The 15,186-nt window shown below is 73.9% G+C and carries 15 protein-coding genes; 5 read left to right on the forward strand and 10 right to left on the reverse strand.

Translation table 11 applies throughout. The features are described from left to right. Position 1 precedes the first annotated feature (1 nt). From QC029_RS12055 to QC029_RS12065, 3 genes are all read right to left on the reverse strand, one after another. Positions 2-1,348: an ABC transporter substrate-binding protein gene (locus QC029_RS12055; protein WP_279555588.1), complete on the reverse strand. Its 1,347-nt coding sequence runs from the start codon at positions 1,346-1,348 to the stop codon at positions 2-4. 187 nt (positions 1,349-1,535) lie between these two features. Further along, complete coding sequence (locus QC029_RS12060) at positions 1,536-3,257, reverse strand: glycoside hydrolase family 13 protein (protein ID WP_279555589.1); 1,722 nt, start codon at positions 3,255-3,257, stop codon at positions 1,536-1,538. Positions 3,258-3,484: 227 nt separating this feature from the next. Next, entirely contained in the window at positions 3,485-4,774 is a 1,290-nt protein-coding gene (locus QC029_RS12065; RefSeq protein WP_279555590.1) for an ABC transporter substrate-binding protein, read from the reverse strand. 180 nt (positions 4,775-4,954) lie between these two features. Here QC029_RS12065 and QC029_RS12070 point away from each other — a divergent pair, with 180 nt between their 5' ends. Genes QC029_RS12070 through QC029_RS12090 form a run of 5 tightly spaced genes read left to right on the forward strand, consistent with a single transcriptional unit; the run spans position 4,955 to position 9,076 of the window. Continuing rightward, positions 4,955-5,461 (forward strand): PadR family transcriptional regulator, encoded by a 507-nt coding sequence (locus tag QC029_RS12070; protein ID WP_279555591.1) that lies wholly within the window; start codon positions 4,955-4,957, stop codon positions 5,459-5,461. Next, complete coding sequence (locus tag QC029_RS12075; protein WP_279555592.1) at positions 5,458-6,294, forward strand: ABC transporter ATP-binding protein; 837 nt, start codon at positions 5,458-5,460, stop codon at positions 6,292-6,294. The genes QC029_RS12070 and QC029_RS12075 overlap by 4 nt, the downstream gene beginning before the upstream one ends. A gap of 6 nt (positions 6,295-6,300) precedes the next feature. After that, positions 6,301-8,649 (forward strand): FtsX-like permease family protein, encoded by a 2,349-nt coding sequence (locus QC029_RS12080; protein WP_279555593.1) that lies wholly within the window; start codon positions 6,301-6,303, stop codon positions 8,647-8,649. After that, a complete protein-coding gene (locus QC029_RS12085) occupies positions 8,568-8,864 on the forward strand; it encodes a Scr1 family TA system antitoxin-like transcriptional regulator (protein ID WP_279555594.1) in 297 nt (98 codons plus the stop codon). Before QC029_RS12080 ends, QC029_RS12085 begins: the two co-directional genes overlap by 82 nt. Continuing rightward, positions 8,861-9,076, forward strand: coding sequence for a DUF397 domain-containing protein (locus tag QC029_RS12090; protein WP_279555595.1), 216 nt, complete (start codon positions 8,861-8,863; stop codon positions 9,074-9,076). Before QC029_RS12085 ends, QC029_RS12090 begins: the two co-directional genes overlap by 4 nt. Positions 9,077-9,527: 451 nt before the next feature. On the opposite strand, the gene QC029_RS12095 is transcribed toward QC029_RS12090, so the two are convergent. The 7 genes from QC029_RS12095 to QC029_RS12125 form a co-directional block, all read right to left on the reverse strand. Beyond that, the gene (locus QC029_RS12095) at positions 9,528-9,749 is read right to left on the reverse strand and encodes a hypothetical protein (RefSeq protein WP_279555596.1); all 222 of its coding nucleotides are present in this window, start codon (positions 9,747-9,749) and stop codon (positions 9,528-9,530) included. Between the two features lie 165 nt (positions 9,750-9,914). Then, complete coding sequence (locus QC029_RS12100) at positions 9,915-10,883, reverse strand: folate-binding protein YgfZ (RefSeq protein ID WP_279555597.1); 969 nt, start codon at positions 10,881-10,883, stop codon at positions 9,915-9,917. A gap of 9 nt (positions 10,884-10,892) precedes the next feature. Continuing rightward, a complete protein-coding gene (locus QC029_RS12105) occupies positions 10,893-11,369 on the reverse strand; it encodes a Fur family transcriptional regulator (RefSeq protein WP_279555598.1) in 477 nt (158 codons plus the stop codon). Between the two features lie 76 nt (positions 11,370-11,445). Beyond that, positions 11,446-12,015 (reverse strand): FABP family protein, encoded by a 570-nt coding sequence (locus tag QC029_RS12110; protein ID WP_279555599.1) that lies wholly within the window; start codon positions 12,013-12,015, stop codon positions 11,446-11,448. Positions 12,016-12,321: 306 nt separating this feature from the next. Then, complete coding sequence (locus QC029_RS12115) at positions 12,322-13,317, reverse strand: hypothetical protein (protein ID WP_279555600.1); 996 nt, start codon at positions 13,315-13,317, stop codon at positions 12,322-12,324. Beyond that, the gene (locus QC029_RS12120; RefSeq protein ID WP_279555601.1) at positions 13,314-14,240 is read right to left on the reverse strand and encodes a hypothetical protein; all 927 of its coding nucleotides are present in this window, start codon (positions 14,238-14,240) and stop codon (positions 13,314-13,316) included. The genes QC029_RS12115 and QC029_RS12120 overlap by 4 nt, the downstream gene beginning before the upstream one ends. Further along, complete coding sequence (locus QC029_RS12125; protein ID WP_279555602.1) at positions 14,237-15,073, reverse strand: hypothetical protein; 837 nt, start codon at positions 15,071-15,073, stop codon at positions 14,237-14,239. The genes QC029_RS12120 and QC029_RS12125 overlap by 4 nt, the downstream gene beginning before the upstream one ends. Positions 15,074-15,186 lie beyond the last annotated feature (113 nt).

Below are 15,186 nucleotides of genomic sequence, written 5' to 3' on the forward strand. Positions count from 1 at the left end.
CTCAGCTCTTCTTCCAGGCCTTGGCCGCCGCGGCCTCCAGCTTCTCGGCGGTCCCCTCCGGGTCGGAGGGGTCGCGCAGGAAGTCCTGGAGGAGCTTCCACTCGCCCGCGCCCTGGGTGCCGCCGAAGGCGGCCGGGGCCTGGTCGGACATGTCGAACCGCACGTCGTCGCCGGCCTCCACCAGGGACTGGGCGGTCTGCCGGGTGGTCTCGTCCTGGTAGGCGTCCAGGTTCAGCGCCTCGTTGGGGGAGAGGAACCCGCCGGCCCCGGCCCACACCTCGGCGGCCTCCGGGGTGGCCAGGAACTCCACGAACTTCATCCCGGCGTCGGCGTTCTCGCCGTCCTTGAGCACGACCGCCGCGTCGCCGCCGCCGACCACCGGCGGCTTGCCGCCGTCCACGGCCGGGAACGGGAAGAACTTGGCGTCCTCGCCGACTTTCTTGTTGAACTGCCCGCTGATCAGGCCCGCGACGAAGTCGCCCTCGTAGACCATGCCCGCCTTCGGGTCGTCGCCGAAGACCTTCTCGACGGATTCGGGGAAGTCGGTGCGCAGCGCGCCCGCGCCGCCGCCCTCCACCAGCTCCTTGTCGCCGAAGAGCTCGCCGAGGGTGGTGAGGGCCTTGACGACGGAGGGGTCGGTCCAGGGGATCTCGTGGGTGGCGAGCTTGTCGTACATCTCCGGGCCCGCCTGGGAGAGGTAGACGTTCTCGAACCAGTCGGTGAGCGGCCAGCCCGCCTCGCCCGCGACGGAGAAGGCGGCGACGCCGGAGTCGGAGAGGGTCCGGCCCGCCTCCAGCATCTCGTCGTAGTCCTTCGGCGGGGTGACGCCCGCCTGCTCGAACGCCTCGGGGCTGTACCAGACCGTCGACTTGTTGGACGCCTTGAAGTACACGCCGTAGAAGACGTCGCCGACCGTGCCGTACTCCTTCCACACCGGGGCGAAGTAGTCGCGGGCACGGTCGTCGGCGGTCTTCGACAGCGGCTTGAGCCAGCCCTTCTCGGCGAACTGCTGGAGCACGCCGACCTGCGGGACCATCACCACGTCCGGGGCGTTGCCGCCCTGGATCTTGCTGCCGATGACGGTGGAGACGTTGTCGCCGGTGGAGACGAACGTCATCTCGGCGCCGGTCTTCTCGGCGAAGGCGTCCATCACCTTCTTGAAGTTCTTCTGCTCGACGCCGGTCCACACGCCGGCGACCGTCACCTTCTCGCCCTTCAGCTCCTGGCCGCCGCTCCCGGTGGCGGTGGAGTCGCCGCCGCAGGCGGACGCGGTCAGCGCGAGGACGAGCGCCGCCGCTCCGGCGGTCGCGGTACGTCTGGTGGCGCCTCTGTTGCCGGACGTGCTCATGGTGTTCCTCCAGGGTCGGTGCCGGCCCGCGGGCCGGAGGTGCGGGTGGTGCCGGAAGTGCGGTGGGGCTGGGGCTGGGGCTGGTTCAAGCCGGTTCGGTTGTTCTCGGCTGTGTTCGGACGATTCAGGCTGGTTCAAGCCGTTTCGGGGAGGTTTCCGCTGGTTCGCGGCCGGGACGGGCCGCGGCTCAGCGGGGGCCGGGCGCGGTGTCGGTGACCCACCAGGCGGCGGTGGAGCCGGGGAGCGTCCCGTCCGGGCACTCCCCGCTGGCCAGCAGGGGCGTGCCGGGCACCGGGGCGGGCGCGGGTGAGGTGCCGAAGTTGACCGCGCACACCAGCCCGTCGCCGCGCTCGAAGGCGAGGACCCCGGGCGGCGCGTCCAGCCAGCGCAGCGTCCCCTCGCCGAGCTGGGGCAGATCGCGCCGGAGCTGGAGGCCGTCGCGGTACAGGTGCCAGAACGAGCGGGTGTCGGCCAGCGCCCGGTCCGTGGCGTGCTCGGCGAACCACTCCGGCTGGGGCAGCCACGGCCGGGCCTCCTCCGCGCCCGAGGTGAAGCCGAACGGCGAGGCCTGGCCCGACCACGGCAGCGGTACGCGGCAGCCGTCGCGGATGCGGCTGCGGCTTCCGGTGCGGCGGAAGATGGGGTCGGTGAGCACCTCGTCGGGCAGGTCCACCACCTCCGGCAGGCCCAGCTCCTCGCCCTGGTAGACGTAGGCGGCGCCGGGCAGCGCGAGCATCAGCAGGGCGGCGGCGCGGGCGCGGGCGGCGCCCAGGCCGGTACCCGCCTCGCCGCTCCCCTCGCCCGCGTACCGGGTGACGGTCCTGACCTGGTCGTGGTTGTTGAGCACCCAGGTGACGGTGGAGCCGGTGCCCGCGATGTCGGTCAGGGCCTCGTCGATGACCGCGCGGAAGGCGCTCACGTCCCACGGGGCGCTCAGCAGGTGGAAGAAGAACGCCTGGTGCAGCTCGTCGGGGCGCACGTACAGGGCGTGTTCGCGGGCGGTGGGCACCGACACCTCGCCGACCAGCAGCCGGTCGCGGCCGTCGCGGTCGGCGTACTCGTCGCACAGCGCGCGCCAGCGGCGCCACACGTCGTGGACCTCGGGCTGGTTCCAGGCCAGCGGGTTGACCGAGTCGCGGGTGCGCTCGTCGGCCTCCGGGTCGGGGGAGTCGGGCAGTTCGGGGTGCTTGAACAGGCCGGCGGCGACGTCGACGCGGAAGCCGTCCACGCCCCGGTCCAGCCAGAACCGCAGCACCCGGTCGAAGTGCTCGGCGACGGCGGGGTTCCGCCAGTTGAGGTCGGGCTGCTCGGGCGTGAACAGGTGCAGGTACCACTGGCCGGGCTCGGGGGCGCCCCCCGGGCCGGCGGGCTCGGTGACGCGGGACCAGGCCGGGCCGCCGAACATCGCCCGCCAGTTGTTGGGCGGCAGCTCCCCGTTCTCGCCGCGTCCGTCGGCGAAGTGGAAGCGGGCGCGGTGCTCCCCGCCCGGCCCCTCCGCCAGCGCGGCGCGGAACCAGGGGTGCTCGCTGGAGCAGTGGTTGGGGACGATGTCGAGGACGACCTTCAGGCCGAGGCGGTGGGCGGCGGCCACGAGCCGGTCGAACTCCGCCAGGTCGCCGTAGATCGGGTCCACGTCGCAGTAGTCGGCGACGTCGTAGCCGTGGTCGTGCTGCGGGGAGGGGTAGACGGGGCTGAGCCAGATGCCGTCCACGCCCAGCTTCCTCAGGTACGGCAGCCCGGCGCGGACGCCGGCCAGGTCGCCGATGCCGTCACCGGTGCTGTCCAGGAAGCTGCGGACGTAGACCTGGTAGATCACCGCGTCCCGCCACCAGCTGCGGGACGGGCCGGGCGTGGGACCGGACCCCGGGAGGCGGGGTGAGACGCCGTGGTCGGTCGTGGCTGTGAGCATCCCTCGTGATCCCGTTCATGCTTGGAGGGCACCTGATTCGTGCGCCGCTGTTATGCATGCATGTTAAGTAGCGGTGTCATCGAGGTGTCAACGAGTCGAGAAAAAGCCGCCCTTGTATGCCCTGGTATGTCGGGCGGAAAGAAGTGAGAACGAGTGCCGAGGCGCCTCGGGATGCCTAACATGTAAGTAGGGAAGGAGGTGTGGAGATGGCAGGGAAGACCGCGGGATCAGTCCTCGCGGGCGATGGCCGCCAGCTCGCGCGCCAGCCGCGCGACCGCCTGCCGCGGGGTCTGCCGCCCCGCCATCGCGTCGTGCACCACCGCCTGCACGACCAGGCTCACCTGGTCGTACCGCGGGCTCTTGGGGCGCGGCTCGGCCGCCAGCACGCTCTCGCGCAGGGTCGGCAGGTAGGGGAAGGCGCGCACCAGTCCGGGGTCGGAGTACAGCGACGCCCGCACCGGGGGCAGCGCCCCCTCGGTGAGCACCCGGCGCTGCACCGGCTCGCTGGTGAGGTACGCGATCAGGTCGGCCGCCGTGTCCGGGTGCCGGGAGCGGGAGTTGACCGCCAGGTTGGAGCCGCCCAGCACGCTGACGCCCGGACCGTCCGGGCCGGGCAGCGGCACCGCGCCGAACCTCCCGGTGACCTCCGACCCCTCGCCGTTCGCCAGCGCGTACACGTACGGCCAGTTGCGCAGGAAGAGCAGCCGTCCGTCCTGGAACGCCTGCCGCGACTCCTCCTCCTTCCAGGTGAGCGACCGCTCCGGGATCCAGCCCTCGCGCACCCCGTCGGCCAGGAAGCGCAGCCCCTCGACGGTCGCGGCGGAGTCGGCGGTCACCTTCGCGCCCTCGTCGCCGAGGATGGAGCCGCCCGCCGAGCGCACCGCCTCGGTGGCGTTGGCCGTCAGCCCCTCGTACGGCAGGAACTGGCCCGCGTAGCCGTCCAGTCCGTGGCGGGGCGCGACCTCCTTCGCCAGCCGCTCCAGCTCCGCCCAGGTGCGCGGGGGCCGCTCGCCCTCCTCCTCCAGCACGTCCGCGCGGTAGTACAGCAGCCCGGCGTTGGTGACGTACGGGACGGCGTACAGCCGCCCGCCGAAGGTGGCGGTGTCCACCACCGGAGGCAGGAAGGCGTCCAGCGGGAAGCGGCCGGGGTCGACCGGGGCTATCCAGCCCGCCGCCGCGAACTCCGAGGTCCAGGCCACGTCGATGTTGAGCACGTCGAAGCGGGAGCTGCCCGAGCGCAGGCCGGTGACCATCTGGGCGCGGGTCTCGTCCGCCGAGTCCGGCAGCTCCACCAGGGAGACCCGCTCGGCGGGGTGCGCGCGGTTCCAGTCGTCGAGCACGGGGTCGAGGTAGTCGGTCAGGTCGCCGGCGGTGACCAGGGTGACGGGGCCGCGCCCCCCGCCGTGCGCGGCCGGCTCACCGGGCCCCCCGCCGGCGGGCGAGCCCAGCCCGGCGTAGCCCGCCAGCACGACGGCGGCGGCCAGGAGTCCTCTCCCCGCGGTCCGTGTCCACCGCATAGGTTCCTCCCCCGCGCACGGGTCGTGCACGGCCTCGCTGTCGAGCACCGGACGCCCATATATACCCGTTAGGCATGCGCGATACTAGACGTCGACTGACGGACAGCCGACAGACCGCCGGCCGGGCGCCCGCCCGCCGGGCACCGGACCCGGCACGGGACGGGGAGGAGGAGTGCGCGCGTGCGTCTGCCGCTCCTGGCCCTCCTCGCGGCCGGTCCCGCCCACGGGTACGAACTCAAGCAGGCCCTTGAGAAGCTGCTGGGCGCGGCGTACCCTCAGCCGAACGTCGGGCAGATCTACGTCACGCTGGGCAGGCTGGAGAAGTCGGGCCTGATCGAGGGCGAGGACGTCACCCAGTCCACCCGGCCCAACAAGCGGATCTACCGGCTCACCGAGGCGGGGCGCGAGGCGGTGCTGGCCTGGTTCGAGGAGCCGACCGACGAACCGCGGGTGCGCGACGAGTTCTTCATGAAGCTCGCGCTCGCCCCCCAGGCCGGACTGGCCGACCAGATCGCCCTGATCAACAAGCAGCGGCGCCAGTACCTCAACACCATGCGCGAACTGTCCAGGCTCGCGGCGGCCGAGGACCGGGACAACCGGGTGGCGCAGCTGCTGATCGAGGGCGCGATGCTGCACCTCCAGGCCGACCTCGACTGGCTGGAGCGCTGTCAGGAGGAGTTGGAATGAGCCGTGCCGAGGCACCCTCCGGCCAGCAGCCGGAGGCCGGATCCACCACCCGGCCCGCCGCCGAGCCCATCCCCGGGTCCGCCGCCGAGCCCATCGTGCGCGCCGAGGGCCTGACCAGGACCCACCACGGCGAGGGCGCCCCGGTCCGGGCCGTACGGGGCGTGGACCTGACCGTCTCGCGCGGCGAGTTCGTCGCCGTCACCGGCCCCTCCGGCGCGGGCAAGTCCACCCTGCTGCACCTGCTCGGCGGCCTCCAGAAACCGGACGCCGGCAGCATCTGGTTCGACGGCACGTGCCTGGACTCCTACGGCGAGTCCCAGTGGGCGGTGCTGCGCCGCCGCCGCATCGGCATCGTCTTCCAGTTCTTCAACCTCGTCTCCAACCTCACCGTCGCCGACAACGTCGAACTGCCCGCCCTGCTGGCCGGGGCCGGTCCCAGGCGGGCCCGCGCCGAACGCGCCGAACTCCTGGAGGAACTGGGCCTGGCCGGCAAGGAGCGCAGCATGCCCGGCGAGCTGTCCGGCGGCGAGCAGCAGCGCGTCGCCCTGGCCCGCGCCCTGGTCAACCACCCCGACCTGCTGCTGGCCGACGAGCCCGCCGGCAGCCTCGACAGCAAGGGCACCCGCGAGGTGCTGCGGCTGCTCTCCCGCTTCCACCGGCGCGGCCAGACCATCCTGCTGGTCACCCACGACGCCCGGATGGCCAGCGCCGCGGACCGCGTGATCAGCTTCTTCGACGGCCGCATCGCCGACGACGCCGCCCTCGACCCGGACGGCGGGTCCGTCCGGCGGCGCGGCAGGGGCGTGGCCGGCGTACTGGAACTGAAGGACTGAAGCATCGTGCGCGCCACCCTGCGCTGGGCCCACGCCGACCTGCGGGCGCACCGCGGCGAGGCGCTGTTCATCGTCCTGGCGACGGCCGGGATCGTCGCCTCCCTGCTGCTGGCCGGGGCGCTGTTCTCCTACGCGGCCGACCCCTGGCAGCGGGTCTTCACCCAGTCCGAGGGCGCGCACGTGTGGATCCACACCCGCGACGGCGCCGACCCGGAGGAACTGGGTGACCTGGAGGACCTGGAGGGCGTCGCGGGCGTCGCCGGGCCCTTCCGCACCGTGCGCACCACCGTGGAACTGGGCGGCGCGCGGGCGGGCGCGGAACTGCGCGCCACCGGGCCCGAACCGCCCGCGGTGGGACGCCCGCTGGTCACCGACGGCCGCTGGCTGAGCGCGGGCGCCGCCGACGAGATCGTCCTGGAGGGCTCCCTCGCCCGCGCCCTGTGGGCCGAGGCCGGCGACACCGTCACCGTACGGGGGGCGCGCGGAACCGAACGCACGCTGCGCGTCGTCGGCGTCGCCGACACCGCCGAACCGCGCTACGCCCCCGGCAGCACCCCCGGCACCGGCTGGCTCCCGCCGGAGGGCCTGACCCTGCTCTCACCCGCCCCCGAACGCACCGGGCAGACCGTCGGACTGCGCCTGGACGACCCCGGCGACACCGACTTCATGGTCCAGCGCGCCGTCACCGCCCTCGGCGCCGACCGGGTCTCGGAGGTCACCCGCTGGCAGCAGGCCCGCGCCGACGCCGAGGGCGAGGGACGGCTGCTGGGCCTGCTGCTCGGGCTCTTCGGGCTCGGCGCGCTGCTCGCCGCCGCGCTGGCGGTGGCCGGGGCGATCGCCGCCCGCGTCCACGGCCATCTGCGGGACATCTCCGTGCTGAAGGCCATCGGCTTCACCCCCGCCCAGGTCGTCCGCGTCTTCCTCGTCCAGCACCTGGCCTTCGCCCTCCTCGGCGTCGCCTCCGGCGCGGCCGTCACCGAACTGCTGGGCGCGTGCATCCCCGGCCGCATCGGCGAGGCGGTGGACGTGTGGCGGCAACTGCCCGGCCACACCTGGACGGTGCTGGGCACCACGGCCGCCTCGGTGCTCTTCATCGCCACCGCCACCTCGCTCGCCGCCTGGCGCGCCGGCCGGGTCTCCCCGGTCCCGGTGGCGCGTACGGCGGTGCCGAGCGGCCCGGGACCGCTGACGGCACTGGAGCGGCGGGCGCTGGGCAAGGACGTGCCGCCCGCCCTGGTCCTGGGCTGGCGCGGCGCGTTCCCCGGCCGCGCCCGCTCGCTGGCCGCCGTCGGGCGCCTGGCCGTACCGCTGGCGATGATCACCGTCGCGCTGGGCGCGTGGGCCACCCTGGACCGCTTCCAGAGCCACCCCGGGGAGATCGGCCTGCCCGCCGCCCTCACCGTGCGCGACGGCTCCCCCGACGGCTCGGACTCCGGCCCGGACGGCCGCGCCCGCACCGAGCGGCTGCTGTCCGGCCACCCCGACGTCACCGCCGTGCACCCCGGCGCGGAGGTCGAGGCGCTGGTCCCGGGCCAGACCGGCACCATCACCCTGCGCGGCCTGGGCACCGACGCCGACCCCTACCCGTTCGCCCTCGCCGAGGGCCGCCTCCCCGACGGCCCGGACGAGGCGGTCGCCGGCCAGGGGCTGCTGGACCTGCTGGACGTGGGCATCGGCGACTGGGTGCGTATGACGGTCGAGGGCCGCCCGCAGATCCTCCACATCACCGGCCGCGCCATCGAGCCCGAGGACGGCGGCCGGGTCATCTCCACCTCCCTGGACAACCTCGACCTGGACGGATCGGGCACGGTGGAGCCCGGCTTCCACCGGCTCGTCCTGCGCGACGGCGCCGACGCCGAGGAGGTCGGCACCGACCTGGCGGCCTCCTCCGGAGGGCGGCTGGAGGTCCGCGAGGTCGCCAATCCCGCCGACGGCCTCTCCGGCGTGCGCGGCGTCATCACCGGACTGATCGCCGTCCTCGCCCTGATCGCCCTCACCGAACTGTCCACCACCCTCGGCGCCCGCGTCCGCGACCGCGGACGCGACCTCCTCGCCCTCAAGGCCATCGGCCTCACCCCCCGTCAGATAGCGGGCGTGATCACGGTCTCCACCGCCTTCACCGCCCTGGCCGCCGCGGTCGTCGGCACGGTGGTGGGGACCGTCGCGGGCAACTGGCTGATCGACGCCCAGGGGCACTCCAGCGGCATCGGCGCGGGCATAGCCCGGCCGCCGTCCACCGGCGCCCTGGCGCTGGTGGTGGCGGCGGTCCTGGTGTGCGCGGTGGCGGTCTCGCTCGTCCCGGCCGCCCGCGCCGCGCGCCGCCGCATCGCGGACACGCTCAGCGAGACGCTGTAGCGGCGGGACGGACAGGACCCGGAGGCGTCCTGACGCCGGGCCGCGACCGGCGGCTCACGGTCGCATGGGTGGAGACCGGCCACAACGGTGAGTTGGTCGAGGAAGCGGCCAAGGTCAACCGGCTCCAGGTCGATTACGATCGGCTGCGCGACCAGGCCCTGTCCGCGCGTGACTCAGCGGAGTTCCTGCTCCGACTCCTGGAGGGGATTCCATGACCGCCTCCCCGCACGAGACGACCGCCGCACGGTGGCGCAAGTCCAGCCACAGCAACCAGGACGGAGGCGCCTGCGTCGAGGTCGCCGACAACCTTCCCGGCACCGTTCCCGTGCGCGACAGCAAGGACCCGCGCGGCCCGGTCCTCGCCTTCGGGCCGGGCGCCCGGGCGTCGTTCGTGACCGCCGTCAGGGACGGCCGGCTCACCGCCTGAGCCGGTACGCGGCCCGCGCGTTCCACCGGCCGGTGCCGCGCACGGCGAGGGCGCGTGCGGCCCGGCCCCCTCTTCGGGCCGGGCGCCCGGTCGTCGTCCATCGCCGTCATGACTGCCGTCGTGACCGCCGTCGGGGACGGCCGTCAGGAACGGGAGACGTGCCGCCTGGCCCTTTGGCGGGGCCGCGCCGACGGCGCGGGGGGCTCGTACGGCCGCTCCCGGCCGTCGAAGTCCTCGTCCTCGACGGCGGTTTCGAAAGGAAGCTCCCCGAAGTCCGGGGCCCGGAAGGGGTTCTTCGCCGGAGGCCGTGACGCCGTCCTGGGAGTCAGGGGCGCCGGCTCGGACGCGGAGAACAGCGAGGTCGTGTCGATGGGGAGTCTGCCTCTCGGGGCGGGGACGTCGAAGGGGGAGGGAACGGCCGGCTGTCGTGCGCCGGCCGGGCGCGGAGGTCTCAGAGACCGCTCAGCTTGACGTACGGGCTGAGGATGCGCACCTGCCGCGAACCGAAGTCGACGAGCACCGCGATCCCCTCCTCGACGGCGGTGATCCGGCCGAGGCCGTAGGCGTCGTGTGTGACCCGCTCGCCCACGGCGAAGTGCTTGTCGGGCGGCACGACCGGGGCTTTGAAGGGGCTGGTGGGCAGGTGTCGCCGGGCTACGGCCGATTTTGTCATTAACGCCAGTATGCACCCACCGGTGCCGTGTGCACCCCGGTCTGCCACTCGTACTCCCGGCGCCGCCGTGTCCCGCGGCGCGCACGACCCCGGGGAACGCCTTCCGCCCGAACCACGACATCCCGCCCGCGCCGTGGGCGCGGGCGGGATGCGCCGCGGTCGCGGCTACGGCTCGACGACGACCTCCTGCGCCGCCGCCGTGTCGCCCGCGACCAGCCGCGCGTCCACCGGGACGTTCCGCTTCACCAGGGCCAGGGCGATCGGTCCCAGTTCGTGGTGGCGGGCCGAGGTGGTGACGAAGCCGAGCTGCCGGCCCTCCTCCTCGCCGGCGAGCCGGACCGGGGTGCCGTGGCCGGGCAGGTGCACCTCGCTGCCGTCCAGGTGCAGGAAGACCAGCCGGCGGGGCGGCTTCCCCAGGTTGTGGACGCGCGCCACCGTCTCCTGGCCCCGGTAACAGCCCTTCTGCAGATGGACGGCCGTGCCGATCCAGCCCAGCTCGTGGGGGATGGTGCGGTGGTCGGTCTCCAGGCCCACCCGCGGCCGGTGCGCCTCCACGCGCAGCGCCTCCAGCGCCAGCACGCCGACCACCGGGCCGTGGGAGGCGGCGAAGGACTCCAGCTCGGCGCGCGGCAGGAACAGGTCGCGCCCGTACGGCGTCTCGCGCACGACCGTCCCCTCGGGGGCCTCCGCGATGGAGCCCGCCGGGAGGTGGACCACGGCGTACTCCGCCGTGGCGTCCGCGACCTCGACCCGGTAGAAGAACTTCATGCTCTCCAGGTAGGCGATCAGCGCCTCCCGCGTGCCCGGCTCGACGTGCATCCAGGTCGTGGCGCCGTCGTCGACCAGGTAGAGCGCGTGCTCGATGTGGCCGTGGGCGGAGAGGATCAGCGCCTCGGTGGCGCGGCCGGGTTCCAACTCGCTCACGTGCTGGGTGATCAGCAGGTGCAGCCAGCTCAGCCGGTCCTCGCCGGTGACCGTGACCACGCCGCGGTGCGAGAGGTCCACCAGACCGCCGCCGTCGGCGAGCGTGCGCTGCTCGCGGAACAGGTCGCCGTAGTGCGCGGCGACCCCTTCGTCCGGCGCCTCGGCGGGGACGGCGCCGGGCAGCGACAGCAGGGGGCTCTTGTACGACATGCGGCCAGCCTACGACTCCGTGCCGTCCGCGCTCTCGTCCGCGTCCCCCCGGGGGAGCCCCTCCGGGCGCGCGGCGGCGCAGTCGCGGCAGCGGCCGAAGATCGCGAAGTGCTTCATGTCGGTGTCGAACCCGAACGCCTCCCGCAGCCGGCCGGCGAAGTCGGCGGCGAGCGAGATGTCGGCCTCGATCACCTTGGTGCAGTCCCGGCACACCAGGTGCATGTGGTCGTGCCGGTCGGCCAGGTGGTACGTGGGCGCGCCGTGCCCCAGGTGGGCGTGGCTGACCAGACCCAGCTCCTCCAGCAGCTCCAGCGTGCGGTAGACGGTGGAGATGTTCACGCTCCCCGCCGTGCGCCGCACCTCGGCGAGGATGTCGTCCGGAGTGGAGTGCTCCAGCTTGTCCACGGCCTCCAGCACGAGCTGGCGCTGCGGCGTCAGCCGGTATCCGCGTCTGCGTAGGTCGCTCTGCCAGTCGGTGCTCACCACACGGCCAGTGTAGGAGGACGCCGCCCGGGGCGGGCCGTACGAGCGGGGAGGCGGCCCGGGAGGGCCGCCGCGCGCGTCACCGGAAGAAGGCGATCCCGTCGTCCGGGAGGTCCTTGAGGTCCTTGGCCCACTCCCTCGGGTCGACGACCTTCTTCAGGTGCGCCGACATGTACGGGCGCAGCGGGCGGTCGGGGTCCGGGGTGGCCAGCTCGCCGACCCACATCAGGTCGCCCTTGACGTAGCCGTACAGCCGCTTGCCGCCGGAGTACTCCCCGGCGGAGGACAGGCGGGCGAAGGCGTCCGTGGCCAGGTCGATCTGGGGCTTCTGCTCGGCCATCTCGCCGTGCCAGACCTCGGCGATGCCCCGGTCGCGGACCATGACGACCTCGACCTTGCGCTCCCGGTCGATCCGCCAGTAGCCGTTCTCGCTCTCCAGCGGGCGGACCTTCTCGCCCTTGGCGTCCAGCTCCCAGGTGCGGGAGGCGTACTCCAGGAAGCCCCGGCCGTCGTGGGAGAAGGAGACCTCCTGGCCGAAGTTGCACTGCTCGCGCCCGGGGAAGTCGGCGACGCCCGCGCCCGTCCAGTTGCCCAGGAGGAACGCGAGGGGGACGAGGTCCGGGTGGAGGTCGGACGGGATCTCGATCATGAGGAACTCAGGCGATCTGTCGAGGACGTGTGGTCAGCGGTGTACGTGCCAGGGTACGGGGGGTCAGCGCTGGCCCTGGTAGAGCTTCTTCACGGTCAGACCCATGAACGCCAGGACGCCGACACAGACCAGGACCAGCAGGGCGATGAAGAATGCCTCAAGCACGGGAGCGCTCCTCGGGGGCTTCGCACGGACGTACGGGCCGGTGGGCGGCCCGCGGACGAGTCTAGTCGGCCCGCGGCGGGGCGGTGCTGTGAGGTGCGCCGCCCCGCCGCGGGGGCCGTTCCGGGCCGGTGGGCGGCCGGGTCAGCCCAGGAGCTGGGCCTGGAGGATCACCGTCTGCCGGAACGGCACCGCGGGAGCCGTCCCCTTCCGGGACTGGACGATCAGGGCCACGGTGTCCCCGGCGAGCAGGTACGCGTGGCGGGTGTGGACGTCGCCGCGGGGCTCCGGCTCGTCGTACACCTCGATCTCGACGTTCTCCGGGGCGGTCTCCGGCGGCCAGCTCTCGTCCAGCTCCGAGTCCGGCGCCCCGGCCAGCGTCAGGCCCGGGGCCAGGCCCCCGTACACCGTCTCGGTGTGGAAGTCGCCGGCGACGGCGCCGCTGTTGAACCGCAGCAGGTGGACGCTGGTGCGGGTGCCGTCCGGCATGACCCATCCGCGGGCGGCGATGTGCCGTACGGCGTCGTCCGCCAGCCGCTGCCGCAGCTCGTCGCGCTCGCCCTCCTCGTAGAGCCCGGCGTAGTCGCCGATCGTGACCCAGCCGCCCTTCGACGGGGGCAGCCCCTCGGTCTCGCCGTCCTTCCCGGCCTTCCCGCCCTTCCCGCCCTTCCCGGCCTCCTCGGCCCCCACGGCCCCCTCGGGCAGGGGGACCAGCAGCTCGCGCGGGTCGGCGTGGTGGACCTCCGCCTCGTTGCCCGGCGCGAACGGGCGCGGGGAGCCGGAGGGGAGGGCGGGCAGGGTGAGCTCGGGGTACGTCCATCGCCCGTCGCTCGCGGTGGCCAGGCCCGGCACCTCGTGGCGCTCCATCCGCGTGATGCCGTAGGCGGTGCCGGCGCAGAACACCCCGAAGACCGTCACGGCGGCCGTCCAGCGGCCGACGGCCCGCAGGACACGGGCCGGCGGGCGGCGGCGCCTCGGCGCGGGGGGAGCGGCGGGCGAGGGGGGAACGGACGGCGGGGCGGGTACGGCGGCCGCCCGCGGGTCCCCCGCCGGACTCGCCGCCGGGTCCCCCGTCGGCTCCGCCTGCGGTGCGACGGCGGGCGCGGCCGGCTCGGGCCGGTCTGTCACGGACTCGGTCATACGTACTCCCCCGGGGACACCAGGTGGTCGAGCTGGTCCTTCAGCAGTTCCGCCGCGGCCTCCTTGGGGAAAGGCTTGACGCCGGCGGCCTGGAACGAGACCAGGTACTCGTCCTGGTGGGCGGTGCAGAACATCGTCTCCAGCTCGGAGTCGCCGTCCTTGGGCGGCAGGAAGCAGCGCGCGTTCCGGTGGCCCTTGATCTCCGGGCCGTCGCGGAAGACCGACAGGGCGTCGACCAGCTCGGACTGGAGGGCGCCCAGGGCCTCGACGCCCTTCTCGTTCTTCATGCGGGCGAGCTGGATCTCGGCCGTGAACCGGTTGTCGTGGGCCGTGTACGTGCGCATCACGATGCCCTGGACGCGCAGCTTCTCGACGTACTCGCGGTGCTGGCGGCGCTGCTTGCTCGGCAGCCCCTTGCCGCCCTCGCGCATCAGGGCCTGGGCCTGCCTGCCGCTCAGCTCGGTGTCGTTGCCGAACCCGGAGATGTCCGGACCGAGCCGGAACTCCACGGAGACCGGCAGCAGTTTCCCGCGCAGCTCGCCGTCGGAGCGCCCCTCCCTGGGGTCCGGTGCCGGATCGCCGTCGGAGGGGGTCCTCGCGGGCTTCCTCCAGATCACCGTGGGGGCGGACACGTCGGCGCCGTCCACGACGGCCTTGGTGTAGGCGAGTCCGCCGCCGGCCGCACCGAGCACCAGGGCCGCGGACAGCAGGGGGACGAGAGCGCGGCGGAGCCGGCTCCTCCCGCGCGGTCCGGCGTCCCGGAGGCCGTCCGGGGCCGCGGCGGCGGACGCCTCGGGGGCGGTCTCCGCGGTCGGGACGGTGCTCGTGTCCGGGACGGTCTCCGTGGTCGGGACGGTGCTCGTGTCCGCGGCAGGCGGACCGGCCGGGGCCCCGGCGCCGTTTCGGTTCTCCCGGTCGTTCACAGCCGCTCCAACTGCCGCTCGGCCAGGGACCTGATGTCGCGCCCGGCGATCGGCTCGATGTCGTAGATCCAGATGTCCATCATGATGTCGCCGCGCTGGGCGATCGCCCTGGCCGCGTACACCGGGAGGAAGCCGGGCTCGCGGTCGGGCTCGTCGAAGACGTAGTAGCGGCCGTTGCCCGACCCCTTCAGAGCGGTGCCGTCGTTGCCCGCGTGCTGGTCGTAGGGCATGTACTCCTGCTGGTCCTCGGCGTGTTCGAGGGCGGACCGGCGCTTCTCGTCGCGGAACTGCACGAGGCTCACGCTCACCGTCCGGTACTCGCCCCGCTGCCAGCCGGTGCTCGCGACGCGGCGCAGGTCCTCGCCGGTCAGGTAGGTGAACATGTATCCGGGATTGTCGAACTCCCGGGCGTAGGCGGGCAGCGAGAGCCAGCCGTCCACGTCCGGGCTCGGCTCGGGCTCCCGCGCCCCCTTCGGCCTGTCCAGGAGCAGCTTGCGCAGGTCGCCGTCCGTACGGACCCGCCGGTCCTCCTCGGCGGTGAGCGGCTCGGGCTCCTCGCCCTCGGGCAGCGGCTCCTTCGGGTACGACAGCTCCGCCTGCGACAGCGGGGGCAGCGGGGTGGGCGCGCGGTCGGCCTGGACGGTGTAGCCGCCCGCGAGGCCGCCGACGGCGCCGAGGAGGGCGGCGCAGGCCGGCAGCAGGGCCGTACGGCCGCGGCGGCGCGGCCGGGAGGTCTCCGGTGCGGCCGGGGACGGTGGCGGTGGCGCGGTCGGTAGCGGTGGCGCGGGCACGGACTCGGGGGGTTCCGCCGGGAGCGGCGGGAACGTGGGCATGGGAACTCCTCACACTTTTGTCGGCCCGCTGACAAAAGCGGGGAGGGAAAGGTTGTCCTCCCGCTGATCACGATCGGATTGCGGCGCGCCGGGGCACTACCGTGGTGCGCATG

It is taken from the genome of Streptomyces sp. DH37 (assembly GCF_029813835.1).
GTDB lineage: Bacteria > Actinomycetota > Actinomycetes > Streptomycetales > Streptomycetaceae > Streptomyces.

Excerpts from the sequence above, each read along its gene's own strand:
- QC029_RS12090 (WP_279555595.1), top strand. The coding sequence starts at position 8,861 with ATGACCGCCTCCCCGCACGAGACGACCGCCGCACGGTGGCGCAAGTCC.
- QC029_RS12110 (WP_279555599.1), bottom strand. The coding sequence starts at position 12,015 with ATGATCGAGATCCCGTCCGACCTCCACCCGGACCTCGTCCCCCTCGCG.
- QC029_RS12065 (WP_279555590.1), bottom strand. The coding sequence starts at position 4,774 with ATGCGGTGGACACGGACCGCGGGGAGAGGACTCCTGGCCGCCGCCGTC.
- QC029_RS12055 (WP_279555588.1), bottom strand. The coding sequence starts at position 1,348 with ATGAGCACGTCCGGCAACAGAGGCGCCACCAGACGTACCGCGACCGCC.
- QC029_RS12115 (WP_279555600.1), bottom strand. The coding sequence starts at position 13,317 with ATGACCGAGTCCGTGACAGACCGGCCCGAGCCGGCCGCGCCCGCCGTC.
- QC029_RS12125 (WP_279555602.1), bottom strand. The coding sequence starts at position 15,073 with ATGCCCACGTTCCCGCCGCTCCCGGCGGAACCCCCCGAGTCCGTGCCC.
- QC029_RS12100 (WP_279555597.1), bottom strand. The coding sequence starts at position 10,883 with ATGTCGTACAAGAGCCCCCTGCTGTCGCTGCCCGGCGCCGTCCCCGCC.
- QC029_RS12095 (WP_279555596.1), bottom strand. The coding sequence starts at position 9,749 with ATGACAAAATCGGCCGTAGCCCGGCGACACCTGCCCACCAGCCCCTTC.
- QC029_RS12075 (WP_279555592.1), top strand. The coding sequence starts at position 5,458 with ATGAGCCGTGCCGAGGCACCCTCCGGCCAGCAGCCGGAGGCCGGATCC.
- QC029_RS12060 (WP_279555589.1), bottom strand. The coding sequence starts at position 3,257 with ATGCTCACAGCCACGACCGACCACGGCGTCTCACCCCGCCTCCCGGGG.